This window comes from Roseovarius aquimarinus, assembly GCF_043661195.1.
Classification (GTDB): Bacteria; Pseudomonadota; Alphaproteobacteria; order Rhodobacterales; family Rhodobacteraceae; genus Roseovarius; species Roseovarius aquimarinus.
This window is the reverse complement of sequence record NZ_JBIHMM010000002.1, coordinates 349,002-371,493: the sequence shown is the minus strand read 5'-3', so window position 1 is coordinate 371,493 and position 22,492 is coordinate 349,002. Positions and strand designations below refer to the sequence as shown.

At 66.1% G+C, this 22,492-nt stretch carries 25 protein-coding genes; 12 read left to right on the top strand and 13 right to left on the bottom strand.

The genetic code is table 11. From position 1 onward, the window contains the following. Positions 1–71 precede the first annotated feature (71 nt). The 3 genes from ACGRVM_RS09275 to ACGRVM_RS09265 all read left to right on the top strand — a co-directional run bounded on the left by ACGRVM_RS09275 (position 72) and on the right by ACGRVM_RS09265 (position 3,056). Positions 72–722 (top strand): LuxR C-terminal-related transcriptional regulator, encoded by a 651-nt coding sequence (locus ACGRVM_RS09275; RefSeq protein WP_377170579.1) that lies wholly within the window; start codon positions 72–74, stop codon positions 720–722. A 103-nt stretch (positions 723–825) separates the two neighbouring features. After that, positions 826–1,803: an HpcH/HpaI aldolase/citrate lyase family protein gene (locus ACGRVM_RS09270; RefSeq protein ID WP_377170582.1), complete on the top strand. Its 978-nt coding sequence runs from the start codon at positions 826–828 to the stop codon at positions 1,801–1,803. After that, positions 1,800–3,056 (top strand): glycerate kinase type-2 family protein, encoded by a 1,257-nt coding sequence (locus ACGRVM_RS09265; RefSeq protein WP_377170584.1) that lies wholly within the window; start codon positions 1,800–1,802, stop codon positions 3,054–3,056. Before ACGRVM_RS09270 ends, ACGRVM_RS09265 begins: the two co-directional genes overlap by 4 nt. Positions 3,057–3,077: 21 nt before the next feature. On the opposite strand, the gene ACGRVM_RS09260 is transcribed toward ACGRVM_RS09265, so the two are convergent. The 6 genes from ACGRVM_RS09260 to ACGRVM_RS09235 all read right to left on the bottom strand — a co-directional run bounded on the left by ACGRVM_RS09260 (position 3,078) and on the right by ACGRVM_RS09235 (position 10,615). Next, on the bottom strand, positions 3,078–3,719 hold the full coding sequence (locus tag ACGRVM_RS09260) for a DUF3726 domain-containing protein (RefSeq protein WP_377170586.1): 642 nt from the start codon (positions 3,717–3,719) through the stop codon (positions 3,078–3,080). Then, positions 3,716–5,407 carry a hypothetical protein gene (locus tag ACGRVM_RS09255; RefSeq protein WP_377170588.1) on the bottom strand — a complete coding sequence of 564 codons (1,692 nt, stop codon included), beginning with the start codon at positions 5,405–5,407 and terminating at the stop codon, positions 3,716–3,718. The genes ACGRVM_RS09260 and ACGRVM_RS09255 overlap by 4 nt, the downstream gene beginning before the upstream one ends. Positions 5,408–5,468: 61 nt before the next feature. Beyond that, entirely contained in the window at positions 5,469–7,013 is a 1,545-nt protein-coding gene (locus ACGRVM_RS09250) for a BCCT family transporter (protein ID WP_377170590.1), read from the bottom strand. 54 nt (positions 7,014–7,067) lie between these two features. After that, positions 7,068–8,081, bottom strand: a complete 1,014-nt coding sequence (locus ACGRVM_RS09245; RefSeq protein WP_377170593.1) for a membrane dipeptidase — start codon at positions 8,079–8,081, stop codon at positions 7,068–7,070. Positions 8,082–8,142: 61 nt separating this feature from the next. Further along, a complete protein-coding gene (locus tag ACGRVM_RS09240) occupies positions 8,143–9,594 on the bottom strand; it encodes an aldehyde dehydrogenase family protein (protein WP_377170595.1) in 1,452 nt (483 codons plus the stop codon). Positions 9,595–9,715: 121 nt separating this feature from the next. Further along, positions 9,716–10,615 (bottom strand): LysR family transcriptional regulator, encoded by a 900-nt coding sequence (locus ACGRVM_RS09235; protein WP_394624045.1) that lies wholly within the window; start codon positions 10,613–10,615, stop codon positions 9,716–9,718. Between the two features lie 122 nt (positions 10,616–10,737). Between ACGRVM_RS09235 and ACGRVM_RS09230 the strand changes: the two genes are divergently transcribed. Further along, positions 10,738–11,049 (top strand): ETC complex I subunit, encoded by a 312-nt coding sequence (locus ACGRVM_RS09230; RefSeq protein ID WP_377170599.1) that lies wholly within the window; start codon positions 10,738–10,740, stop codon positions 11,047–11,049. A 74-nt stretch (positions 11,050–11,123) separates the two neighbouring features. Beyond that, on the top strand, positions 11,124–12,479 hold the full coding sequence (locus tag ACGRVM_RS09225) for an MATE family efflux transporter (RefSeq protein WP_377170601.1): 1,356 nt from the start codon (positions 11,124–11,126) through the stop codon (positions 12,477–12,479). 5 nt (positions 12,480–12,484) lie between these two features. Here the strand turns inward: ACGRVM_RS09225 and ACGRVM_RS09220 are convergent, their stop codons facing one another. Together ACGRVM_RS09220 and ACGRVM_RS09215 are read right to left on the bottom strand one after the other, a co-directional pair. Continuing rightward, positions 12,485–12,889: a hypothetical protein gene (locus ACGRVM_RS09220; protein WP_377170603.1), complete on the bottom strand. Its 405-nt coding sequence runs from the start codon at positions 12,887–12,889 to the stop codon at positions 12,485–12,487. Positions 12,890–12,907: 18 nt separating this feature from the next. Further along, a complete protein-coding gene (locus ACGRVM_RS09215; RefSeq protein WP_377170605.1) occupies positions 12,908–14,110 on the bottom strand; it encodes a pyridoxal phosphate-dependent aminotransferase in 1,203 nt (400 codons plus the stop codon). Between the two features lie 95 nt (positions 14,111–14,205). Between ACGRVM_RS09215 and ACGRVM_RS09210 the strand changes: the two genes are divergently transcribed. From ACGRVM_RS09210 to ACGRVM_RS09200, 3 genes are all read left to right on the top strand, one after another. After that, on the top strand, positions 14,206–14,607 hold the full coding sequence (locus ACGRVM_RS09210) for a helix-turn-helix domain-containing protein (RefSeq protein WP_377170607.1): 402 nt from the start codon (positions 14,206–14,208) through the stop codon (positions 14,605–14,607). A 13-nt stretch (positions 14,608–14,620) separates the two neighbouring features. Continuing rightward, positions 14,621–14,881: a succinate dehydrogenase assembly factor 2 gene (locus ACGRVM_RS09205; RefSeq protein WP_377170609.1), complete on the top strand. Its 261-nt coding sequence runs from the start codon at positions 14,621–14,623 to the stop codon at positions 14,879–14,881. A gap of 123 nt (positions 14,882–15,004) precedes the next feature. Beyond that, on the top strand, positions 15,005–15,505 hold the full coding sequence (locus tag ACGRVM_RS09200; protein ID WP_377170611.1) for a MarR family winged helix-turn-helix transcriptional regulator: 501 nt from the start codon (positions 15,005–15,007) through the stop codon (positions 15,503–15,505). Here the strand turns inward: ACGRVM_RS09200 and ACGRVM_RS09195 are convergent. From ACGRVM_RS09195 to ACGRVM_RS09185, 3 genes are read right to left on the bottom strand one after another with little or no spacing between them, the layout of a single operon-like run. Further along, on the bottom strand, positions 15,499–16,242 hold the full coding sequence (locus tag ACGRVM_RS09195; protein WP_377170614.1) for a DUF1194 domain-containing protein: 744 nt from the start codon (positions 16,240–16,242) through the stop codon (positions 15,499–15,501). The two genes, ACGRVM_RS09200 and ACGRVM_RS09195, sit on opposite strands and share 7 nt — an antisense overlap. After that, on the bottom strand, positions 16,211–16,918 hold the full coding sequence (locus ACGRVM_RS09190) for a DUF1194 domain-containing protein (protein WP_377170617.1): 708 nt from the start codon (positions 16,916–16,918) through the stop codon (positions 16,211–16,213). The genes ACGRVM_RS09195 and ACGRVM_RS09190 overlap by 32 nt, the downstream gene beginning before the upstream one ends. Next, a complete protein-coding gene (locus ACGRVM_RS09185; protein ID WP_377170619.1) occupies positions 16,915–17,343 on the bottom strand; it encodes a VOC family protein in 429 nt (142 codons plus the stop codon). Before ACGRVM_RS09185 ends, ACGRVM_RS09190 begins: the two co-directional genes overlap by 4 nt. A 135-nt stretch (positions 17,344–17,478) precedes the next feature. Between ACGRVM_RS09185 and thyX the strand changes: the two genes are divergently transcribed. Together thyX and ACGRVM_RS09175 are read left to right on the top strand one after the other, a co-directional pair. Beyond that, positions 17,479–18,387 (top strand): FAD-dependent thymidylate synthase, encoded by a 909-nt coding sequence (thyX, locus tag ACGRVM_RS09180; RefSeq protein ID WP_377170621.1) that lies wholly within the window; start codon positions 17,479–17,481, stop codon positions 18,385–18,387. A 46-nt stretch (positions 18,388–18,433) separates the two neighbouring features. Next, a complete protein-coding gene (locus ACGRVM_RS09175) occupies positions 18,434–18,937 on the top strand; it encodes a hypothetical protein (RefSeq protein ID WP_377170623.1) in 504 nt (167 codons plus the stop codon). Here ACGRVM_RS09175 and ACGRVM_RS09170 read toward each other — a convergent pair. Continuing rightward, on the bottom strand, positions 18,934–19,695 hold the full coding sequence (locus ACGRVM_RS09170; RefSeq protein WP_377170625.1) for an alpha/beta fold hydrolase: 762 nt from the start codon (positions 19,693–19,695) through the stop codon (positions 18,934–18,936). The two genes, ACGRVM_RS09175 and ACGRVM_RS09170, sit on opposite strands and share 4 nt — an antisense overlap. Positions 19,696–19,791: 96 nt before the next feature. Between ACGRVM_RS09170 and ACGRVM_RS09165 the strand changes: the two genes are divergently transcribed. Next, positions 19,792–20,166, top strand: a complete 375-nt coding sequence (locus ACGRVM_RS09165) for a hypothetical protein (RefSeq protein WP_377170627.1) — start codon at positions 19,792–19,794, stop codon at positions 20,164–20,166. Positions 20,167–20,221: 55 nt separating this feature from the next. Here ACGRVM_RS09165 and glyA read toward each other — a convergent pair whose 3' ends face one another. Beyond that, complete coding sequence (glyA, locus tag ACGRVM_RS09160; RefSeq protein ID WP_377170629.1) at positions 20,222–21,505, bottom strand: serine hydroxymethyltransferase; 1,284 nt, start codon at positions 21,503–21,505, stop codon at positions 20,222–20,224. 183 nt (positions 21,506–21,688) lie between these two features. On the opposite strand from glyA, the gene ACGRVM_RS09155 reads away from it, so the two are divergent. Beyond that, on the top strand, positions 21,689–22,450 hold the full coding sequence (locus ACGRVM_RS09155) for an NAD kinase (protein WP_377170631.1): 762 nt from the start codon (positions 21,689–21,691) through the stop codon (positions 22,448–22,450). The last annotated feature ends 42 nt before the right edge of the window (positions 22,451–22,492 follow it).

Here is a 22,492-nt window from a genome sequence, read left to right as displayed (position 1 = left end):
GGTGGAAATACCGTGGTATACCCAAAATTCGCCCACTCTTCCGGGTAGGTATTCACGAAAAAGGACAGCAAATGCCCTACGTTAAGGCCCAATCGGCCCCGATCACGGTGGCGCTCGCGGACAGCAACGTTCTGGTGCTGTCCGCCATGTCCGAGATTTTCGACCGCGATCCGCGATTCTCTCTCGTGGCCACGGCTTCAGCCGCGGAGGACTTCCTCAGCACGGTGCTGCGCGTGCCGGTGCAGGTGGGCATCATCGATTGGAACCTGCCGGTTCTGGGCGGCAAGAAACTGATCGAGGTGCTACGCGATCAGGCGACCGCGCCGCGCGTTCTGGTCTATGGCGACGAGGCCGGGGCGGTGCCGCGCCAGGCGCTCGCGGCGGGCGCCGCGGGCTTCACGCCCCGGAGCGGCCCGGTCGAGGGCCTGCTCGACACGGCGGCGGCGGTGGCGGCGGGGCAGATGGTCTTCCCGTTTCTCGACGTCCGCGAATTGCAGCGCGACCCGATCCATCAGCTCACCAAGCGCGAGAAGGCGCTGCTGCGCGCGCTGGCGCGCGGCCTCTCGAATCGGCAGCTTGCGACCGAGTTCGAGATTTCGGCCAACACGGTGAAATTCCACCTCTCGAACCTCTACGAGAAGCTGTCGGTCGGCAGCCGGACGCAGGCGGTGGCGTTTTTCTTTTCGACGCAGATGGGCACACGCGACGAGGACGAGGACTGATCGCGGCCCCGTCGAGACCGAAAAACATATTTCTTGACAAGAAAAATTTTTTCTCACCTGTCTTGGTGCCATTGCCCACCCGCAACCGACAGGATCCCAGCTCATGAGTTTTCATCCCATCGAACAAGCCCCCGCGCGCCTGAACAGATCGGAGCTGGCCGTTCCCGGAAGCCAGCCGCAAATGTTTGAAAAGGCGGCCCAATCCGACGCCGATGTGATCTTCCTCGATCTCGAGGACGCGGTCGCGCCGGACGAGAAGGCGCAGGCGCGCAAGAACATCATCAAGGCCCTGAACGAGGTCGATTGGGGCACGAAAACCATGTCGGTTCGAATCAACGGACTCGACACGCATTACATGTATCGCGACGTGGTGGACGTGGTCGAGCAGGCGGGCGAGCGGCTCGATCTCATCATGATCCCCAAGGTCGGCACCGCCGCCGATGTCTATGCCGTCGACATGATGGTGACCCAGATCGAGGATGCGATGGGCTTTTCCAAGCGCATCGGCTTCGAGCACATCATCGAAACCGCGCTCGGCATGCAGAACGTCAACGCGATCGCGGGCGCCTCCAAGCGCAACGAGAGCCTGCATTTCGGCGTCGCGGACTATGCCGCGAGCATGCGCGCGCGCACCACGGTCATCGGCGGCGTGAACCAGCATTATTCGGTGCTGACCGACCCCGACGAGGCGGGCGCGCGGCAGGTGCACTGGGGCGACATGTGGCATTCGGCCATCGCCAACATGGTGGTGGCCGCGCGCGCCAACGGGCTGCGCCCCGTCGATGGCCCGTTCGGCGATTTCTCCGATCCCGAGGGCTACAAGGCGGCGGCGTTCCGCGCCGCCGTGCTCGGCTGCGAGGGCAAATGGGCGATCCATCCCAGCCAGATCGCACTCGCCAACGAGGTCATGAGCCCCTCGGAGGCCGAGGTCACGAAGGCGCGGCGCATCATCGAGGCGATGGCCGAGGCCGAGGCGGCGGGTAAGGGCGCTGTGTCGCTCGACGGGCGTCTGATCGACTATGCCTCGATCCGGCAGGCCGAGGTTCTGGTCGAGAAGGCAAGGCAAATCGCCGCAGGATGACGGGCAAGGATCTGAAGGCCGCGGTCCGCGATCTCTTTCTGGCAGGGGTGCGGGCCGCCGATCCGGGGCAGGCGGTGCGGCGCGCCCTGAGCGCCGCGCCCCTCGCGCCTGCGCCGAAGGGCCGGCTTTTGCTGATCGCCTTCGGCAAGGCGTCCTGCGCGATGATGGCCGAAGCCTTGCGCCATGTGCCGCGCGGCCAGCGGATCGAGGCGATCGCCGTTCCCAATTACGAGAACGCGGCCCCCATCGAGGGATGCCGCGTCATGCCTGCGGGCCATCCGCTGCCTGACGAGAACGGGCTCGAGGCGGGCGTCGCCGTGATGGACATGCTGCGCGCGGCGGGCGCGGAGGACCGCGTGCTCTGCCTCATTTCGGGCGGCGGATCGGCCTTGCTGCCGACGCCGCGCGAGGGGCTGAGCCTCGGCGAGAAAATCGAGGTCAGCCGGCTTCTGCTCGCGGGCGGGTTCGATATCGGGCAGATGAACCGCGTGCGGCAGCGATTGTCGGTGCTCAAGGGCGGCGGCCTCGTCGATCTGGCGCATCCCGCACCGGTGCGCAGCCTCATCATATCGGACGTCGTCGGGGATGATCTGAGCATCATCGCCAGCGGCCCGACCGCGCCGCCCGCGACCGGCGCCGATCCCGCCGATCTGCTGCAATCGGCGGGGCTGTGGGACGCCTTGCCCGCCGTCGCGCGCGACTTGCTGAGCGCACCCCGGCGCGTCGCGCGCCGCGATGCCGAGAATGCGCTGATCTGCTCGAACGCCCAAAGCCTTGCGGCCATAGCGGATGCCGCGCCCGACTGGGCGCCTCAAGTCGCGAAGGAGCCGCTCGTCGGCGATGTGGGCGACGCGGCGCGAAGCCTTCTCGCGCAGATCGAGGCGGCGCCGAAAGGGGCGCGCCAATTGCTCATCTGGGGCGGCGAGACGACGGTGAGGATCGCTGGGACGGGACGCGGCGGGCGCAATCAGGAACTAACGGTCCGTTTCGCGAGGCTCGCCGCGCACCTGCCCGGAGAGTGGGTCTTTCTCAGCGGCGGGACGGACGGCCGCGACGGGCCGACCGATGCGGCGGGCGGGATCGTGGACAGCCGCACGCTCGGCAAGGCGCGGGCGGGCGGCGTGGATGTCGATGCGGCGCTGGCCGATAACGACAGCTACCGCATCCTCGGCGCGGCGGGCGATCTGCTCAGCATCGGCGCGACGGGCACGAATGTGGCCGACATACAGATCTTCCTGCGCCTCGATGGCTGAGCCCGCCTGACCGCTCCCGCCTCAATCGTTATCGGCGAGGCCCGCGCCCGCGCCCGACAGGCGGCTTTCCTCGCTGTCGGGCGCATAGGTGCGCGCGGCGAAAGCCGCGAGGCGCGCGGCGGGCTCCTCGGCCAGATCGTAGCGCATCTGGCAATCGGGGAGGGGCAAAGCGTCGTTCTCGCCCTGCTGGACCCGCGCGGGCGAGAGCGCCAGCATCGGCGTCGCCGCCGCGCCCCGCACCTCGGAGGAGAAGGCGAACTCGCCGCCCGGCCAGATCAGGCGCTCGGACTGCGCGCCATCCTCGGCGGCGGCGCGCACGAAGGGCAAGAGGAGCAGGGGATAGGCGCAATTCTCGATGTCGATGTCGCGGCTGGGCGCGTCGTCCTGCGCCAGATCGCAGAGCGCGCAACCCGCCGAAATCGGGCAGATCACCCCGCCCGCCGCCGTCCATCTGTCGATCCCGGTATCGCGCGGGCGCATCTCGCTATGGGGCGTACGGTCGTAGGCTTCGAGAAAATCGGCAAGCACTTCGGGGCCGGGCAGGCCGATCCCCGCCAGCCAGCGCGCCGCCTTGCCCGCCTCCTCGGCCATGCCCCAACTGAAGCCCGCGCCGCGCGCGGCCTTGCGCGCGAGGCCCTCGATCTCGCTCAGTGCCCAGCTCATAAAGCATCCAGCGCCGGGTAGGTCCAATCGTCTGCATCGCCGGTCGCCAGCTCGCCCGGATAGGGCGCGTTCTGGAACATCGTGATGCGCACCCAGCGGTCCGAGCGCGGATCGAAATGGCACGCGCCGAAGAAGCTGAGCTTGGCGCGCAGCATGTCGATGGGCAAAAGCGCGGCGCCGATCGTGTTGCCGCGGATCTCGGCGTAGGGCAGGCGCGCGGCGATCTGCGCGCGGCGCACGATATGGCGGTGCTCGGGATGGGCCAGCACGAAGGCGGCGACGGTGTCGCCCTCGAAGCGCTCCAGATCCTCCATCATGCGCGCGGCATCGCGGCCGGGGCAGAGCGGCTGCTCGTAGGCGGCCACCGGCTCGAGATGGCGCTCGCCGAGGCGCGGCTCGAGCTTGGCCTCCGAGACGTACCAGACGCGGGCCTGCGCCTCGGGCGCGTCCCAATCGGTCTCGAGCGCCCAGCCGTAGATATCCTTGACGATGACCGACAGGCGCTCGCGGCTCATGCCACCCCAGATGCGCCATTGACGCTCCTCGTCGCAGGCCATCGAGCCGGCGAGATCGTCCACCATCTCTGGGTAGGGCTCGAGCAAGAGCGAGACGAGCTGTTCCTGCCCTTCGAGCGTCAGCGCCTCCTCGGCCCAGTGCCAGAGTGCGTCCCAGGGCCGGCGGCGGGCAAGGCCCTTCGTGTCCAGATGCGCCTCCAGCTTGGCCAGATCGCCGCGCAGATCGGCCAGTTTCGCCACCTGCGCGGGATGCTCGCTGTGCCACGCCTCGGCATGCAGGATCGCGCGGGACACCATTTCGCGGAACTTGGCCGCATGTCTCGGCGAGGCGGTGCCGAGCGCGCGGATGCGCGAGAAGGCGGTTTCGCGCGCGGCGATCCAGCTGTGCAGGAGGGCCGGGTGATTCAGCAGATACGGCGCCATGCCGAGGCCGGTGGAATTGCCGATGCCGAAGCGGCGGCGCAAGGCGGGGTTCATCGGCACGGCCGTTTCGGGCGCGCGCTGGCGGGCCATTTCCTCGACGAGGTCCATGACGAAGGCGCGGGTGAGATAGACCGAAAGCATCTCGACCTGGTAGGGCGCCTGGAATTCGGGGCGCGAGGAGGTGGCCGCGCGGTCGGCGGCGCCGAACTTGCCCGAGCCGTAGACGGCAGTGGTGCGCATAAGATAGCCGACGTCGTCGATCATGGCCGTATCGGGCTGGCGGCCCGCCGCGAGCGCGTCCACGACATGATCCCAGAGCCGGACCGAACGGTTCGCGCGGCTGAGCGACAGCTCGCTCTCGGAAATGCGCCCGGCCTCCTGCAAGGGCACGTTGGCGCGCAGGCGGTCGATGTCGGCCTCGGTCGGGATGCCGTCGAAAAGGGTGAAGGTCGCGTCCCATTCGGTCGCGATCACGCGGTCCGAGCGTTTCGCTGGGTCGAGATCATTGGCGAAGGCGACGAGGCTGTAGCTGTGCTTGGGCCCGTGCGCGGTATAGACCGCCGTCCCGGTGCCGCGCGCGTCGATGTCGAAGCGCGTGCGCTCGATCCGCCAGTTCTCGGATTTGAGGCGGCGCAGCAGGATGCGCATGAAGGAAAGGCGGCATTGATGAAAGGATCCCAGTCGTTCGAGCCGCATCACCTGGTTCGGCTGGCGCATGGCGGCGATGGCCGCGGGCATGTCGATCTGCATCTTTTCAATCCTCCCTTCTCATAAATAGGGCGGCCCGATCGGGCCGCCCAGTGTTTTCGTGTCAATCCGTGCCGCGCCCTTTCGCGAGGGTGATGCGGAACGCATCCCAGAGCGAGGGCAGCAGGATCAGCGAGACCGGCACGGCGGTGACGACGATGAAGCTTTGCAGCTTGCCGATGCCGCCCGAGCCTGTCCAGATCAGGATGAGGGCCATGACACCCATCGTGACGCCCCAGAAGACGCGCACGCCGGTTGAGCTGCGGTCCTCGTCCGACATGGCGACCGAGATGACATAGGTCATCGAATCGCCCGTCGTGGCGACGAAGATCGTCGTCAGGATCAGGAACAGCACCGACACGAGGAAGCCGAGCGGCATCTGCTGCGTGATCGCCAGAAGCGCGGCGGGCAGGTTGAAGCCTTCGAAGGCGGTCGAGATCGAGCCGGGATTGTTCAGCTCGAACGCGATGCCCGAGCCACCGACGATCGAGAACCAGAAGGTGGTCACGACCGGCGCGACGATCGACAGCATGATGATGATCGAGCGGATCGACCGGCCGCGGCTCACGCGGGCGATGAACATCGCCATCAGCGGGCCGTAGCCCATGAACCAGCCCCAGAAGAACACGGTCCACCAGCCGAGCCAGCCCGGCTCGCCGAACACCTCGGCCTCACCGCGATAGAGCGCCATGCCGAAGAAGTCGGTGATGTAGGTCGAAAAGCCCTGCGCGAAGCTCGAGAAGATGAAGGTCGTCGGGCCCGCGATCAGCATGTAGGCCAGAAGAACGCCCGCGAGGATCACGTTGATCCGGCTGAGGATCTGGATGCCTTTCGAGATGCCCGTGATGGCCGAGATCGTGTAGAGCGTGACCAGACCGCCGATAACGATCGCTTGCGTCGTGAACGTGTCGGGAATGCCGAAGAGCGCGTTGAGGCCATAGCTCACCTGAAGGCCGAGAAAGCCGACGGGGCCGACGGTGCCCGCGACCACGGCGATGATGCAGGCCGCATCCGCGATCCAGCCGAGCGGGCCGTTGATGGCCGCATCGCCGAAGACCGGGTAGAGAAGCGTGCGGGGCGCCATCGGCAGGCCCTTCTCGTAGTGGTAATGCATCAGCATGATGCTGCTGAGCGCGCCCAGAATGGCCCAGGCGAGGAAGCCCCAATGCATGAAGCTTTGCGCCATCGCGGGGCCGACGGCCTCGGCGGTGCCGGATTCCGCGCCGAAATAGGGCGGCGACGACAGGAAATGCGCCATCGGCTCGCCCGCGGCCCAGAAGACGCCACCGCCCGCCAGAAGCGTACACATGATCATGGCGCCCCACTGGAAGGCGGGGAATTCCGGCACGCTCATGTTGCCCATGATCGCGCGCCCGCCGGGCATGACGACCAGAACGAGGCCGATGAGGAACGTGGCCAGAAGCAGGATCTGCCAGTAGAGGCCGAAATATTTGGCCGAGAAGGCAAAGCCCGCATCGACGATGCTCGACAGAAGTTCGAGATCGATCAGCGCGACGATGCAGAAGAGGGCGATGAAGCCCCCGGTGATCGCGAACAGGGGTCTGTTGATATGCGCGCGGGGTTTGCCCGCCGCCGTGGTATCGCTCATGTTACACCCTCCCTGAGTGTATGGGTCCGTGGTGCCGGATGATCCCGGCAATTCTCAATTGCCCGCGGATTCGGCGGTGAAGCCGCGGGGGATGAAGTTTTCTTCAAAGAAACGCAACCAATTGCCGCCCATGAGGCCGCGTATCTCGTTCTCGTCGAAGCCGATCTGCCTGAGGCCGGTCTCGAAATTCGGAAAATCCGTGTTGTCCTTGAACCAGTCCGGCTGCGGCGGAAAGCCGGGCGCGGCCGCGCTGCCCTCGCCGTAGTCGATCTCCTTGGTCCAGCGGCCCACGCGCATCCATTCGACGACGCTGTCGGGCTGGTCCTGGCACAGATCCGTGCCGATGCCGAAATGCTCGGCCCCGAAGGTCTCGGCGGCGCGGGCGATCATCTCGCAGAAGTCCTGCAGCGTGCAGTCCGACTTGCCCTTGAGGTGATGCGGATAGGCCGAGAAGCCCATCATGCCGCCGTTCTGCGTGACGGCGCGAATGACGTCATCGCGCTTGTTGCGCAAGGCGGGCTGCCAGGAATGCAGGTTCGCATGGGTGATGGCGATGGGCCGTGCGCTCAGATCGGCGGCCTCGATGGTCGAGCGGTCGGCCGAATGGCTCATGTCCACGACCATCCCGACGCGGTTCATCTCCTTGATGACCTGCCGCCCCATGCGGGTGATGCCGGGATCCTCGGCCTCGTAGCAGCCCGTCGCCAACAAGGACTGGTTGTTGTAGCTCAGCTGCATGAAGCGCGCGCCGAGATCGTGCAGCACCTCGACCAGTCCGATATCGTCCTCGATGGGGCTCGGGTTCTGGAACCCGAAGAAGATGGCCGTGCGCCCCGTCTCGCGCGCCGCCCCCACATCGCGCGCCCAGCGGCCCTTCATGATGAGGTCCGGATACTGCTCGAACCAGCGGTTCCAGCGCTCGATGTTCAGCACCGTCTCGCGGAAATTCTCGTGATAGGCGATGGTGACATGCACCGCGTCGAGACCGCCCGCGCGCATCTCGCGGAAGATCTTCTCGGACCAGTTGGCGTATTGCAGACAGTCGATGCGGGGGGCGAAATCGCTCATGCCGCGTCTCCCGTAGCGAGGCCGGGTATGAGTATTTCTACCAAGATGAAGCCGGGGCGGGTCATGCCGGGGTGCCGCTCGAGATATAGGCGGTCTTGACGACGGTGTAGAACTCGCGTGCGGTCTGGCCCTGCTCGCGCGGGCCATAGGAGCTGTCGCCGCGCCCGCCGAAGGGGACGTGGTAGTCGGTGCCCGCCGTGGGCAGGTTGACCGTGACGACGCCGGTACGCGCGTTGCGGCGGAAATGCGTGGCGCGGGCGAGCGAGCGGGTGACGATGCCGGAGGTGAGGCCGAAATTCGTGTCGTTGACGACATCGAGGCCCTCCTCATAGCTGGCGACCTTGATGACGCAGGCCAGCGGCGCGAACATTTCCTCGCGGTTGATCTGCATATCGTTCGTGGTGCCGGTGAAGATGCCCGGCGACATGAAATAGCCCTCGGTCTCGAGCGTCAGGCGCTCACCGCCGCAGGCGAGGGTGGCGCCCATCGCGCGGCCTTTTTCGACCCAGGCGAGGTTCTCGTTCAGTTGCTCTTCGGAGACGACGGGGCCGATCTGCGTGCCGGCCGCCAATGCGGGGCCGACCTTCATCGCCTTCGCGCCCTTGATCAGTTTCTCGACGAAGGCGTCGTGGACGGCGTCCATGACCACGAGGCGCGAGGAGGCGGTGCATTTCTGGCCGGTGCCGCCGAAGGCGCCGCCGAGCGCGAGCGTCACGGCAAGGTCGATATCGGCGTCGTCGCAGACCAGAAGCGCGTTTTTCGAACCCATTTCCATCTGCACGCGGGTGAAGTTCTGGACCGCCGCGGCGGCGATGCCGCGGCCCACGGGGACCGAGCCGGTGAAGGAGATGGCGTCGATCTTGGGGCTCTCGACAAGGCGCTGGCCCACGTCGCGGCCCGCGCCCATGACGAGGTTGAACAGGCCCTTGGGGATGTCCTGCCGCGAGATGATCTCGGTCAGCGCGTGGGCGGAGGCGGGCGTGACGTTGGCGGGCTTCCAGATCACGGCGTTGCCATAGGCGAGCGCGGGCGCGATCTTCCAGCTTGCGGTGGCGGTCGGGAAGTTCCATGGGCTGATGATGGCCACGGTGCCCACGGGCTCGCGGCGCACGTCGATCTCGACGCCCGCGCGGACGCTGTCGGCGGTCTCGCCCAGTTGCCGCAGGATCTCGGCGGCGTAATAGGTGAAGAATTGCCCGGCGCGGTAGACCTCGCCCTTGCCTTCCGCGAAGGGCTTGCCTTCCTCGCGGCTCAGCAGCGTGCCCAGTTCCTCGGCGCGGGCCATCATCTCGGTGCCGATGGCGTTCAGCACGGCCTGCTTGCGCTCGAGCCCGTAGGCGGCCCACTCGGCCTGCGCGGTCTTCGCGGCGTCGAGCGCCTGGTCGAGCTGCTCGGCGCTGGCCTGGGCGTAGGTGCCGATCACGTCCGAGAGGTCCGAAGGATTGATGTTCTCGATCTGGCCCGGGCCGGTGACCCATTCGCCCGCGATGTAGTTCTTGCGAATGTCGGTCATGGCGGAAATCCTCTGATTGCATGCGAAGGTAGACGCTCGAAAGCGCTGCCCGGCACTGTCGAAGCAGTGCCGATTCAGGGCAATCGCAAAGTAGTGAAGCTGGCTTCAGGTTTTCTGAAGTTCAGGCGCCGTCGCCGCCGCGTTCGATCACCGCCGCGCGGATCGCCGCGGCAAGCGCCTCGGCGGCGGGGGTGACGTCCGTCTCGGGCGGCATGACCATCCACACCTCGCGCCGCGCATCGCTGCCGATGAGCGGCAGGAACGCGAGGTCCGAAGGCTCGGGCGGCACGGCGCGGCGGGGCAGGATCGTCACGCCCGCGCCGGCGCGCACCATGCTGAGAAGCGAGGCCGTATTGCGCAGCATGAGGCGCGAGGCGGCGAGGATGGGCTGAAAATCGGCATCGGGGATCTGCGTGCAAAGCCCGTTGGCGATGAACTCGTAGCCTGCGAGGTCGGCCCAGCCGAGCTCATCCCATCGTTCGGTCAGCGGATGGCCGGCGGGGCAGACCACGCCAAACGCATCGGAAAAAAGCAACTCGCGGCGGAAACCCGGCAAGGGCGGCAGGGTCGCGAGGCCGATATCGGCGCGCCCCTCCAGAAGATCGCGCTGCACCGTGCCGCTGTCGGTGTCGCGCATGTCGATGCGCATGCCGGGCCGGGCGGCGATGAAATCGCGCAGGATCGGCGGCATGACCGACCCCGCGACCGAGGGCGTGCAGGAGAGCCGCACATTCCCGGCCTTGGCCAGCGCCAGCGCCTCGATGGCCTCGATCGTACGCGCGTAATGGGCCAGCTCGCGCGCGGCCTCGGCGCGGATCTGCGCGCCGAGCGGCGTGAGGCGCGACTTGCGCGCGCTCTCGAACAGGGGCGCGCCCACATGGTCCTCGAACTGGCGCAGCATCATCGAGACCGCCGAGGGCGTGCGGCCCAGCGCCTCGGCGGCGCCGGTCAGGCTGCCGTGATCGGCCACCGCCGAAAAGCAGCGCAACATTTCGATCTTGATCGCCATCGGGGGCCGCATCGCCTTTCGCCTTGGTCCGGCGAGGATAGAGCAGACGCAGCGCGGCGTCACGCAATTGACATCCCCCGCCCGCATGGTGCAATTGATCCTCAGCACGTCCCCGTTCCGCCAAGGAGATGCCGATGCCCGCCCGTATCTATCGCCCCGCCCGCACCGCCATGTCGTCGGGCACCGCCAAGACCCGCAAATGGGTGCTGGAGCATGTCGCGGATACGGCGCGCGAGGTCGATCCGCTGATGGGCTGGACCTCGTCGAGCGACACGCAGGCGCAGGTGCGGCTGACCTTCCCGACCAAGGAAGCGGCGCTCGAATACGCCGAGGAGCACGGGATCGACGTCGTCGTGCAGGATCCGAACGCGCGCAAGCCCAATATCCGCCCCGGCGGCTATGGCGAGAATTTCGCGACCAACCGCAAGGGTGCGTGGACGCACTGAGCTTGCATTACCGGGCACGGCGGTCCATCGCCTTCGGGGGCTGATCCGCGCCCCCGATCCGAGACCTCTGCCCAATGCCGCCCGCCGTTCCCTCCTTTCGCCGTGATGCGCGCTCGCTTCTGGTGCTGGGTCTTCCGCTGATCGGCAGCCACCTCGCGCAGATGGCCATCCACCTGACCGATGCGATCATGCTCGGCTGGTACAGCGTCGAGGCGCTGGCGGCCGAGGTGCTGGCGGGCACGTTCCTGTTCATCTTCTTCATCATGGGGTCGGGCTTCGCCTTCGCAGTGATGCCGATGGTCGCGACCGCCGTCGCCGAGGGCGACGAGGCGCAGGTGCGGCGCGTCACGCGGATGGGGGTCTGGGCCTCGCTGATCTACGCGGCGCTGGTGCTGCCGCTGATGATCGGCTCCGAGACGCTTTTCCTCTTGCTGGATCAGGATCCGGGCACGGCGGCGCTGGCGGCGGATTACCTGCGCATCGCGGGCTGGGTCATCATCCCCGCGCTGATCGTGATGGTGCTCAAGTCCTATCTCGCCGCGCTCGAGCGCACGCAGGTCGTGCTTTGGGTCACGGTGGGGGGCGTCGTTCTCAATGCGGGCGTTAACTGGGTGCTGATCTTCGGCAATCTCGGCGCGCCGGAGCTGGGGGTCGAGGGGGCGGCCATCGCGTCGCTCATCACCACCACGGCGACACTGCTGGCGCTGTGCGTCTATGTCGCGCGCGCGACGCCCGAGCATGCGATCTTCAGCCGGGTCTGGCGTCCCGACTGGGAAGCGCTGCGCGATGTGGTGCGGCTCGGCTGGCCCATCGGGATCACGAACCTCGCCGAGACAGGCCTTTTCGCCGCCTCCTCCGTCATGATGGGCTGGCTCGGAACGCTGCCGCTCGCCGCCCACGGGATCGCGATCCAACTCACCTCGATCACTTTCATGGTGCATATGGGCCTGTCGAACGCCGCGACGGTGCGCGCGGGGCAATCCTACGGCCTGCGCGATCCCGTGGGCCTGCGCGCGGGTGCGCTCGTCGCGGCGGCGCTCTCGGCGGGATTCGCGGTGGCGACGGCGGCGGTCTTCGTGATCACGCCCGAGCCGCTCATGTCGATCTTCCTCGGCCCGGACGAGCCCGACAGGGCGGCGGTGATCGCCATCGGCATCGGCCTTCTCGCGGCGGCGGCCTTCTTTCAGATCGCGGATGCGGGGCAGGTGATGGCGCTCGGGCTCCTGCGCGCGGTGCGCGACACGCGGGTGCCGATGATCCTCGCGGGCATCAGCTATTGGCTGATCGGGATTCCCTGCAGCTATTTTCTGGGCTTCACGCTGGGCTTCGGCGGCGTGGGCGTCTGGATCGGGCTGGCCGTGGGCCTCGTCGCGGCGTCCTGCCTCCTGGGTCTGCGCTTCTGGCGCTGGCTCGAGCGCTGGCAGGTCTGACGCGCCTACTTCCCGCCGATGAGCCGGTCCGCCTTCTTGCGCACCAGGACGGTCCGCAGATCGTGCATGGCCAGAAGAAGCGCATCCGTCACCGCCTCGAGCTGCGCGTCCGTGGCCTTGGACTGCACCCAATGCGCGGTGGTGTTGAGATAGTCCACCGCGCGGTGGATGTCGTCGATATCGCGGTATTCCAGCAGCTCGAGCCGCTCGGCCATCCATTCAGAGATGACGGCGGTATCTTCCTCGGTCAGTTCACGCTCGCCATGCGGCTTGATCTCGCCCTTGCGGATATTGACCGTCGCGATCTGATCGAGGTCGATGCGGCGCTGCCGGTTCTCGGTATCCACCCGGTAGACGAAAGCGCCGTTCTCGCGCACCCTGAAATAGTAGTCCGGCAGCTCTCCGGCCATATGGGCGCCTCCTCCGGGTCAGGTCAGGCTCTTGCAGAAATCCTGAATGCGCGTGCAGGCTTCCTTGAGGGCCTCGTCGGAGGTAGCGTAGCTGACGCGGAAGTTCGGCGATAGTCCGAAGGCCGCGCCGAACACCACGGCGACGCCCTTGGCCTCGAGAAGCTCGGTCGCGAAGACTTCGTCATCGGTGATCTTCGTGCCGCTGGGCGCGGTCTTGCCGATGCAGCCGGCGATGGACGGGTAGACGTAGAAGGCGCCCTCGGGCATGGGGCATTCGATGCCCTCCGCATCGTTCAGCATCGAGACCACGAGATCGCGGCGGCGCTGGAAGATTTCGTTATGCTTCGGAATGAAGTCCTGCGTGCCGTTCAGCGCCTCGACCGCGGCCCATTGGCTGATCGAGCAGGGGTTCGACGTGCTCTGGCTCTGGATCTTGCCCATCGCCTTGATGATCTGCTCGGGACCGGCGGCATAGCCGATGCGCCAGCCGGTCATCGCATAGGCCTTGGAGACGCCGTTGCAGGTGAGCGTGCGGTCATAGAGCTTCGGCTCGACCTCGGCGGGGGTGCAGAATTCATAGTCGCCGAAGACGAGGTGCTCATACATGTCGTCGGTCATGACGAGGACATGCGGATGGCGCAGCAGAACGTCCGTCAGCGCCTTCAGCTCGTCCCAGGTATAGCCCGCGCCGGTGGGGTTGGAGGGCGAGTTGAAGATGAACCACTTGGTCTTGGGCGTGATCGCCGCCTCGAGCTGATCCGCGGTGATCTTGTAGGCGGTGTCCATGCCCGCCTCGACGAAGACCGGCTTGCCGCCCGCCAGAAGCACCATGTCGGGATAGCTGACCCAGTAGGGCGCGGGGATGACGACCTCGTCGCCGGGATTGAGCGTGGCCATGAGGGCGTTGTAGAGGATCTGCTTGCCACCCGTGCCGACGCTGACCTGGGCGGGGGTGTAGTCCAGCCCATTGTCGCGCTTGAACTTGGCGCAGATCGCCTTTTTCAGCTCGGGGATGCCGTCGGGCGCGGTGTAGCGCGTTTTGCCCTCGTCGATGGCGCGCTTGGCGGCCTCGCGAATGTTTTCGGGCGTGTCGAAATCCGGCTCCCCGGCGCCGAGGCCGATCACGTCGCGCCCCGCTTCCTTGAGCTCGCGCGCCTTGGTGCTGACGGCGATGGTGGGCGAGGGCTTCACGCGCGACAATGTCGCGGACAGGGTGATCATGTCGGTCTCCGGATTTGAAACTTCGGCGTCGCTGTTCTAGGTTGCAACGCAAGGCCGTTCAAGCGCCATGACAAACCTTTCGGGAGATCCCTCAGATGCAAGACGACACCGCCGAAAAATGGTTCGACCCCGACGCGACGACATTCGGGGATCGTCTGGCCGGTGCCCGAGAGATGGCGAACATGACGCAGGCGCAGCTGGCCAAGCGGCTGGGTGTCAAGAAGAAGACGCTCGAGGATTGGGAGAACGACCTGCGCGGCCCGCGCGCCATGCGTCTGTCGATGCTGGCCGGACTGCTCAATGTCTCGCTCCTGTGGCTTCTGACCGGCGAGGGCGACGGTCCGGGCGAGCCGGGCGATGCCACAAGCTATGTGCGCGGCGCGCATCAGCTTCTGGACGAGATCAACGCGATCTCGGCGCAGATGGCGCTGAGCGCCGAGCGTCTGGCGCGCGTCGAGGAAGAGCTGAAGGGGCTTTTGAAGGACGCCGATGGCTGATCCGGCGACTTCCATGACCGAGACGCGCGAGATCCGGCTGCGCCGCCTGACCATGCGGTCGATGCGGCGCGGCATCCGCGAGATGGACATCTTGCTCATGCGCTACGTCAAGGCGCGGCTCGATACGCTGAGCGATGCCGAACTCGACGTCTATGACGCGCTTCTCGAGGAGAACGATCAGGATCTTTACCAGTGGGTCAGCGGGCAAGTCGCGCCGCCCGCCCGCTATGGCGCGCTGATCGAGGATATCGCGTCCGCGCCCGGCGAACTCTGAGCCGGCCTTTTCCGCGAAATACCTCGCATTTTATCCATGAAAGCGTTTCATGGGCGCGGTTTAACCGGATGTTCGGCAATTTGCCTCAATTTCCCTCCGAGCAGATTTCGCACGGAGAAAGAAATGAGCATGCACACATCCCTGGGGCCGAGCGCCCATGAAAAGGGCTTCATGTCCGGGTATCTCGACGCCCTGTCGCTGGTCGAGCGGCTCCACCGGCTGCTTCTCGACGTCATCAAGGACGAATTCGAGCGCGTCGGCATTCTCGACATCAACGCGGTGCAGGCGCTCTTGCTGTTCAACATCGGCGATCACGAGGTGACGGCGGGCGAGCTGAAATCGCGCGGCTACTATCAGGGCAGCAATGTCAGCTACAATCTCAAGAAGCTGGTCGAGATGGAGTACATGCACCATCAGCGCTGCGAGATCGACCGCCGCTCGGTACGGGTGCGCCTGACACAGAAGGGCCGGGATATCCGCGATATCGTGACCGACCTCTTCGGACGCCATGCCGTGGGGTTGCAGGCGAGCGGCGTTTTGGGCGTCGACGGGATCGACCAGATCGCGGCCTCGCTGCGCCGGGTCGAGCGCTACTGGGCCGACCAGATCCGCTATATCTACTGAGGCGCCGGGCCGAGCGACAGGGCCGCGGGCCGTATCTCGCGCATGAGCTTGCGCGTCATCGCGGCCTCGAAATCGCTGAAATCACGGGCCGTTTCGACGAAGGCGCCGGGGCCGCGCAGAACATGCGCGCGGTAGTGATCGAGCAGTGTGCGGGTATGCGTCAGATCCTTCGTCACGTTGTCGCGCCCGCCCGGATTGACGACGAGCGCGTTGATCGTGATGCCAGCGCCCGGATCGGTCAGCACGGTCGCGGGCAGGGGGCCGGCATTCGAGGGCCCGTCGCCCGAAATGTCGAGCGTGCGTTGCCAGCATTCGCGTCGCTCGTCCAGAAGCGCGCCGCCGAAGCGCATAGCGGCCCCGAGCGCGGTAAAGGGATCGTCGAAGCGCAGATCGGCCCGGCGCAGCGCTTCGGCGGCCTCGGCCGCGTCGGCGGGCGTCTCGATCCGGCTCCAGCGGAGCAGCACCGTCTGCTGGCGCTCGGCGCCCCATTGATAGACCGACAGCATCACATGCGTGCCCGGAACCCCGAACAGCGCGTCCTGCACCTCGGGCGCCATCAGCGCGCCCGCGACGCCGTCGAGTTGGAGGCGATATTCCGCATCATCGACCGAGCCCGACACATCGAGCCCGAGCGCCAGCGCGAGGCGGCAGCCCGCCCCGGCGGGCGCGGCCAGAAGCCCGAAACAGAGCGCGACCAGCGCCGCCCTACCCATGCGGCGACGGGCGCGGCAGATCATGCGCGCCCAGCATCATGTCGTTGATCTCGCGGAAAAGCTTGCGCGTCATGGCGGCGCGGAACCCCTCGAAGCCGTTCGACAGCTCCACGAAGGCGCCCGGCCCGTGCACCACCTCGCGCCGGTAGAACGCCTCGACTCCGGGATCGTCGCCGAGGATGACGAGCCCGTTTACCTGCACGTCGCGCAGGGGAAAATGGCGGTAGGCTTCGGCGGGGCCATAACCGTAATTGTTGACGCCGTCGCCCGAGATATCGACGACCTTCCGGTCGCAATCCGGCCCGCGCCGGAGCAGCGAAGCGGCATAGCCCAGCGCCTGCCCGACCGAGGTCGGAAAGCCCTCGTAGCTGCGGCTGATATTGCCGAGGGCCAGAACCGCCCGGTCGATATCGTCATGGCTCGCCAGAAGGCTCCAGTCGAGATGCATCTGCTGCTGGAAGCGCCCCGACCATTCGAAGACCGAGAGCGCCACCGCGCCGCCCTGGCCGCGCAAGATCGCGCTGCGCACATCGGGCGCATCGAGCGCCGCCGCGAGGCCGAGGCGCTGAAGATCGTATTCCTCGGCATCGACCGAGGCCGACACGTCGAGCGCGAGCACCAGCGCCAGACGGCATTGCCCCTGGGCCGCGGCGGGCGCGGCCCAGATCAGCGCGCCGAGCGCCAGTGCCGCGAGCCTCACCAATGCCCGACATTCTCCATGCTGGCCCAAGGCTCGGCCGGCTCCAGCGCGTCGCCGGCCTGCAACAGCTCGACCGAGATGTTGTCGGGGCTGCGCACGAAGGCCATGTAGCCGTCGCGCGGCGGGCGGTTGATCGTCACGCCGTTCTTCTGCAGATGCGCGCACATGTCGTAGATATTGTCGACCCGGTACGCCAGATGCCCGAAATGGCGGCTGTCGTCGGGCAGCTTGTCGTCGCCGTCCCAATTATAGGTCAGCTCGACCGGGCACTCCTCCTGGCCCTCGGGCGCCATGAAGATGAGCGAGAAACGCCCGCCCTCGTTGTCGATCCGCTTGGTCTCGCGCAGGCCCAGAAGCTCGTAGAACGCCATGGATGTCTCGAGGTCCTTCACCCGGACCATCGTGTGCAGATATCGCGTCGCCATGTGGCTCTCCTCCTTATTGCTCGGGAACAGCTTAGGCGGAAACGGCGGCCCGTCCAGCCCGCTGGCCTTTTCGGGGGGCATGCGGCTAGATATGGGCAGACCGATTCATGCACTTTTGCGCCAAGGACCATGCCCATGCCCCTCACGCCCGAGCAGACCGCCGAAATCGACGCGCAGCGCGCCCAGACCGCGACGACGCTGCGCGCCACCGCCGAGGGGATGGAGGCGCATCTCTATACCGCCTATCCGGTGCTCGATCACGGCTTCGTGCGGGTCATCGACTATATGGGCGACGACGCCGCGATCACGCAGGCCGCACGGGTCAGCTACGGCAAGGGCACGAAATCGGTGCAGAACGACGAGGGGCTGATCCGCTATCTCATGCGGCACTGGCACTCGACCCCTTTCGAGATGTGCGAGATCAAGCTGCATGTGAAGCTGCCCGTCTTCGTCGCGCGCCAGTGGATCCGCCACCGCACCGCCAACGTCAACGAATACTCGGCCCGCTATTCGATCCTCGACCGCGAATTCTATATCCCCGCGCCCGATGCGCTCAACGCGCAATCGGTGGTCAACAATCAGGGCCGGGGCGAGGTGCTGGAGGGCGAGGAGGCGCAGCGCGTCTTGAAATTCCTGCAGGACGACGCGATGCGCGCTTACGATCATTACGAGGAAATGATCTCGACCGAGGGCCAGCAGGGCCTTGCCCGCGAGCTGGCGCGTATGAACCTGCCCGCCAATATCTATACGCAATGGTATTGGAAGGTGGACCTGCACAACCTCCTGCACTTCCTGCGCCTGCGCGCCGACAGCCACGCGCAATACGAGATCCGCGTCTATGCCGAGGAAATCTGCAAGATCGTCGCCGACTGGGTGCCCTTCGCCTACCGCGCCTTCGAGGATTACCGCATGGGCGGCGCGCAGCTCTCGGCGACCGCTCTGGACTGCGTGCGGCGGATGCTGAAGGGGGAAGAGGTGACGCAGGAGACTTCCGGCATGAGCAAGGGGGAATGGCGGGAGTTCGAGGGGGTTTTGAAGGGCTGAGGTTTGACCTCAAGCGAGCTTGGAACGTGGAAAAGTTGGATCAAAAGTGATGGTTGAAAGCGCGTTCTGGGTATTCGTTGGCGTTGTTGCAGGCGCAATTATTCAGTTCTTCTTTCACTACATCATAAGCCTTTCGCAAAGAGCTAATGCAAAAAGACTATTCAGAGTTGAGCTTGAGATAAACTCGGAATTATTGGCTGGAGTAGAGGCAGATCTTCTGCGGAAGAAGAGCTTGTTTGTCTCTGGTCAGCAAAATGAAACTGACTTCATTTTCAACTTCTTCGATTTCAATTACCGCATGGTAGATCCACTCATAAATACGGGCCATTTTCATGCAATTGTAGGCGCGGACGGTGTGAAAGCTTACTTCCAATTCATGAATGATCTGAACTCAGGAAATGCGATTAGCCTTGAAAAGATTCTTAGGCGGCAACATGATGAGAACACTTCAGTGCGCTTTCTCGATCATCTTATCGAGGTGAAGCTTAAGCAATGGAAAACCACAATTTCGTTGATGCGTAAAAAGGTAGGCAAGTATGGTAATACTTAAGCCCGCGCCAACCACCCACCCACGACATCCACAAACGCCCTCGGCTCCTCCGCATGGAGCCAATGCCCTGCACCCTTCAGCGTCATGAAGCGGGCACTGGGGAAGAGCGGCTTGATCACCTCGCGGTGCTCCGCCCGCACGTAGTCCGAGGTCTCGCCGGACAAAAACAGCGCGGGGCCGGCGAACTCTCCCGATACCTCGGGAAAGCTCATGATCTTCGGCATCTCGGCGGCGAGGACGTCCAGGTTCAAGCGCCAGCGGCGCTGAGCCACGTCCAGCGATTGCAGGAAGAACGGGACCAGCGCGGGGTTGTCCACCGCCGCCTCGAGGAGGGGCGCGGCGTCGCTGCGGCGCTCGACGCCCGATAGGTCCACGGACTTCATCGCCTCGATATAGGGCAGCTGGCTATGCGTGTAGGTGACCGGCGCGATATCGGCGATTATCAGACGCCTCACCAGATCGGGCCGGGTCAGGGCCAGCGTCATCGCCGCCTTGCCGCCCATGGAATGGCCCAGAAGGTCGACCGGCCCGCCGATCGCCTCGATCACCTCGGCCAAGTCGCCAGCCATGTCGGGATAGCCGTGCGTGTCGAACCACGGGCTTTCCCCGTGATTGCGCATGTCCACCGCGACGACGCGGCGCGCCTCGCCCAGGCGTTTGGCGATCACGCCCCAGTTGCGCGCCGAGCCGTAGAGGCCATGCGCGATGAGAAGGGTGGGGGCGTCCGTGGCGGCGCCGTGCTCGATCATGTTCAACATGGGCGCCGTGATAGCGCGGGGCCTCGCGCCCTTCCAGCCCCCATTGAGCCTTGCGGGCGCGGCCTGTAGGCTCGGCCACTGGAAAGGAGGCCCGCGATGGTGGATCCCAAGGCATTTCAGAGCGATCTCGACGCGGCCTCCGAGAAGCTGCGCAACCGTCTCGGCGCGCGCGGCGCCACGCTGGCGCGGCAGATCGGGCGCGCGGGCCGGGCGCTGCCCAAGCCCGCGCGGGCGGGCGGCAAGCGGGTGGTCGAGCTCGAGGCGATGATGGCGCATCCGCGCCTTCGGCGGCTCGTCCGGGCCGAGGATGCCGCGGCGGCCTTCGCGGCGCTCAATGCCCCGCTCGACAAGATCGACGTGAAGGAGCGGCGCAAGGACCGGGCGCTGCGCATCGCCGGCGCCGTGGTGGGCAATCTGCTCCTCTTCGGCGCGCTGCTTGTCGCGTTTCTGCGCTGGCGCGGGATCGTCTGAAACGCGATGCGGCGCCGCGATTGCCCGCGGCGCCGCATTTGTCCAAGCCTGAGGCTCAGAGGTTGGGATAAAGCGGGAAGCGCGCGCACATTTCCTCAACCTCGCCGCGCACCTTCGCCTCGACCGCCTCGTTGCCATCGGCGCCGTTGGCGGCCAGACCGTCCACGACCTCGACGATCCAGTCGCCGATCTGGCGGAACTCGGCCTCCTTGAAGCCGCGCGTCGTGCCCGCGGGGCTGCCGAGGCGGATGCCGCTCGTGACGGTCGGCTTTTCGGGATCGAACGGCACACCGTTCTTGTTGCAGGTGATATGCGCGCGGCCGAGCGCGGCGTCTGTGATGTTGCCGGTCACCTTCTTGGGCCGCAGATCGACGAGCATCACATGCGTGTCGGTGCCGCCGGTGACGATATCGAGCCCACCTTTCATCAGTTGATCGGCCAGAGCCTGCGCGTTCTTGATGACCTGCGCGATGTAGTCCTTGAAGGACGGATCCAGCGCCTCACCGAAGGCCACGGCCTTGCCGGCGATCACATGCATCAGCGGGCCGCCCTGGATGCCGGGGAAGATGGCCGAGTTGAACTTCTTGGCCAGCGCCTCGTCATCGGTCAGGATCATGCCGCCGCGCGGGCCGCGCAGCGTCTTGTGCGTGGTGGTCGTGGCGACATGCGCGTGCGGGAAGGGCGAGGGATATTGCCCCGCCGCGATCAGGCCCGCGAAATGGGCCACGTCGGCCAGCACCCAGGCGCCGACCATGTCCGCGATCTCGCGGATGCGCTTGAAATCGAGATGGCGGGGGATGGCGCTGCCGCCCGCGATGATCATCTTGGGCTTGTGCTCCTTCGCGAGCGCTTCCATCTGGTCGTAATCGACATCGAGCGTATCGCGGCGAACGCCGTATTGCACCGCGTTGAACCACTTGCCCGACTGGTTGGGCGCCGCGCCATGCGTGAGGTGCCCGCCCGCATCGAGGCTCATGCCGAGGATCGTGTCGCCCGGCTGAAGCAGCGCCTGGAACACGCCCTGGTTGGCCTGGCTGCCCGAATTGGGCTGCACATTGGCGAAACCGCAGCCGAAGAGCTTGCAGGCGCGCTCGATCGCGAGGTTCTCGGCGATATCGACGAACTGGCAGCCGCCATAGTAGCGGCGCCCCGGATAGCCTTCGGCGTATTTGTTCGTCATGACCGAGCCCTGGGCCTCCATCACGGCGGCGGAGACGATGTTCTCGGAGGCGATCAGCTCGATCTCGCTGCGCTGGCGGCCCAGCTCCTGCGTGATCGAGGCATAGAGCTCGGGGTCGCGGTCGGACAGGGCTTGTGTGAAGAAACCGGCATCGGACATGGGTGGTCTCCCTTGGAGTGAAATATGTTGCCGCATGGCGTAGCGGAAAGCGCGCTTCATTGTAAGCGGGCAAAGCGACAATTTCCGTTGGCGATGCGGCAGCGCTGGCGGTGCGGCGCAAACTGTGGTGTCATTGGCGGGATCTGAATTTCGGGGATGATCCAGCATGACGGGCCAGGCGGCATGACGCGCAAAATCGCCTTTCTTTCCAGCCGCGCGCCCATCGCGCAGGCCGCCCTGGCCGAGCTGGTCGCGCGCTATGGGGACGCCCCCGAGGGGGAAGCCGATGTGATCGTCGCGCTGGGCGGCGACGGCTTCATGCTTGCGACACTGCACCGCACGCAGGAGCTCGACGTGCCGGTCTACGGCATGAACCGGGGCACGGTCGGCTTTCTGATGAACGAATACGGCGAGGACGATCTGATCGAGCGGCTGGATGCGGCCTGCGAGGAGGTAATCAACCCGCTCTCGATGCGCGCCGAATCCGCCGATGGCAAGCTTCACCATGCGCTGGCGATCAACGAGGTATCGCTTTTGCGGGGCGGCCCGCAGGCGGCGCAGCTTCGGATCTCGGTCGATGGTCTCGTCCGCCTGTCCGAGCTGGTCTGCGACGGTGCGCTGGTGTCGACGCCCGCAGGCTCGACCGCGTATAATTACAGCGCGCATGGCCCGATCCTGCCCATCGGCGCGGATGTGCTGGCGCTCACCGCCGTCGCGGCCTTCCGCCCCCGGCGCTGGCGCGGCGCGCTTTTGCCCAAGGGCGCCGTCGTGCGCTTCGACACCTGCGAGCCCGAGAAACGGCCCGTGATGGCCGTGGCCGACGCGACCTCGGTCGATAATGTGCTCTGGGTCGAGATCCGCTCCGAGCCGAGCATCGGCCACCGCATCCTCTTCGATCCGGGTCACGGTCTCGAAGAGCGGCTGCTGCGCGAACAATTCGTGTGAATTCGCTCCTGTCGAACGGAACCCAGACGCCTGCGATGGGTT

Excerpts from the sequence above, each read along its gene's own strand:
- ACGRVM_RS09205 (WP_377170609.1), top strand. The coding sequence starts at position 14,621 with ATGACCGAGACGCGCGAGATCCGGCTGCGCCGCCTGACCATGCGGTCG.
- ACGRVM_RS09210 (WP_377170607.1), top strand. The coding sequence starts at position 14,206 with ATGCAAGACGACACCGCCGAAAAATGGTTCGACCCCGACGCGACGACA.
- ACGRVM_RS09170 (WP_377170625.1), bottom strand. The coding sequence starts at position 19,695 with ATGTTGAACATGATCGAGCACGGCGCCGCCACGGACGCCCCCACCCTT.
- ACGRVM_RS09265 (WP_377170584.1), top strand. The coding sequence starts at position 1,800 with ATGACGGGCAAGGATCTGAAGGCCGCGGTCCGCGATCTCTTTCTGGCA.
- ACGRVM_RS09185 (WP_377170619.1), bottom strand. The coding sequence starts at position 17,343 with ATGGCGACGCGATATCTGCACACGATGGTCCGGGTGAAGGACCTCGAG.
- ACGRVM_RS09240 (WP_377170595.1), bottom strand. The coding sequence starts at position 9,594 with ATGACCGACATTCGCAAGAACTACATCGCGGGCGAATGGGTCACCGGC.
- ACGRVM_RS09230 (WP_377170599.1), top strand. The coding sequence starts at position 10,738 with ATGCCCGCCCGTATCTATCGCCCCGCCCGCACCGCCATGTCGTCGGGC.
- ACGRVM_RS09255 (WP_377170588.1), bottom strand. The coding sequence starts at position 5,407 with ATGCAGATCGACATGCCCGCGGCCATCGCCGCCATGCGCCAGCCGAAC.
- ACGRVM_RS09235 (WP_394624045.1), bottom strand. The coding sequence starts at position 10,615 with ATGCGGCCCCCGATGGCGATCAAGATCGAAATGTTGCGCTGCTTTTCG.
- ACGRVM_RS09275 (WP_377170579.1), top strand. The coding sequence starts at position 72 with ATGCCCTACGTTAAGGCCCAATCGGCCCCGATCACGGTGGCGCTCGCG.
- glyA (WP_377170629.1), bottom strand. The coding sequence starts at position 21,505 with ATGTCCGATGCCGGTTTCTTCACACAAGCCCTGTCCGACCGCGACCCC.
- ACGRVM_RS09250 (WP_377170590.1), bottom strand. The coding sequence starts at position 7,013 with ATGAGCGATACCACGGCGGCGGGCAAACCCCGCGCGCATATCAACAGA.
- ACGRVM_RS09220 (WP_377170603.1), bottom strand. The coding sequence starts at position 12,889 with ATGGCCGGAGAGCTGCCGGACTACTATTTCAGGGTGCGCGAGAACGGC.
- ACGRVM_RS09165 (WP_377170627.1), top strand. The coding sequence starts at position 19,792 with ATGGTGGATCCCAAGGCATTTCAGAGCGATCTCGACGCGGCCTCCGAG.
- ACGRVM_RS09200 (WP_377170611.1), top strand. The coding sequence starts at position 15,005 with ATGAGCATGCACACATCCCTGGGGCCGAGCGCCCATGAAAAGGGCTTC.
- ACGRVM_RS09245 (WP_377170593.1), bottom strand. The coding sequence starts at position 8,081 with ATGAGCGATTTCGCCCCCCGCATCGACTGTCTGCAATACGCCAACTGG.
- ACGRVM_RS09225 (WP_377170601.1), top strand. The coding sequence starts at position 11,124 with ATGCCGCCCGCCGTTCCCTCCTTTCGCCGTGATGCGCGCTCGCTTCTG.
- ACGRVM_RS09260 (WP_377170586.1), bottom strand. The coding sequence starts at position 3,719 with ATGAGCTGGGCACTGAGCGAGATCGAGGGCCTCGCGCGCAAGGCCGCG.
- ACGRVM_RS09155 (WP_377170631.1), top strand. The coding sequence starts at position 21,689 with ATGACGCGCAAAATCGCCTTTCTTTCCAGCCGCGCGCCCATCGCGCAG.
- ACGRVM_RS09215 (WP_377170605.1), bottom strand. The coding sequence starts at position 14,110 with ATGATCACCCTGTCCGCGACATTGTCGCGCGTGAAGCCCTCGCCCACC.
- ACGRVM_RS09195 (WP_377170614.1), bottom strand. The coding sequence starts at position 16,242 with ATGATCTGCCGCGCCCGTCGCCGCATGGGTAGGGCGGCGCTGGTCGCG.
- thyX (WP_377170621.1), top strand. The coding sequence starts at position 17,479 with ATGCCCCTCACGCCCGAGCAGACCGCCGAAATCGACGCGCAGCGCGCC.
- ACGRVM_RS09270 (WP_377170582.1), top strand. The coding sequence starts at position 826 with ATGAGTTTTCATCCCATCGAACAAGCCCCCGCGCGCCTGAACAGATCG.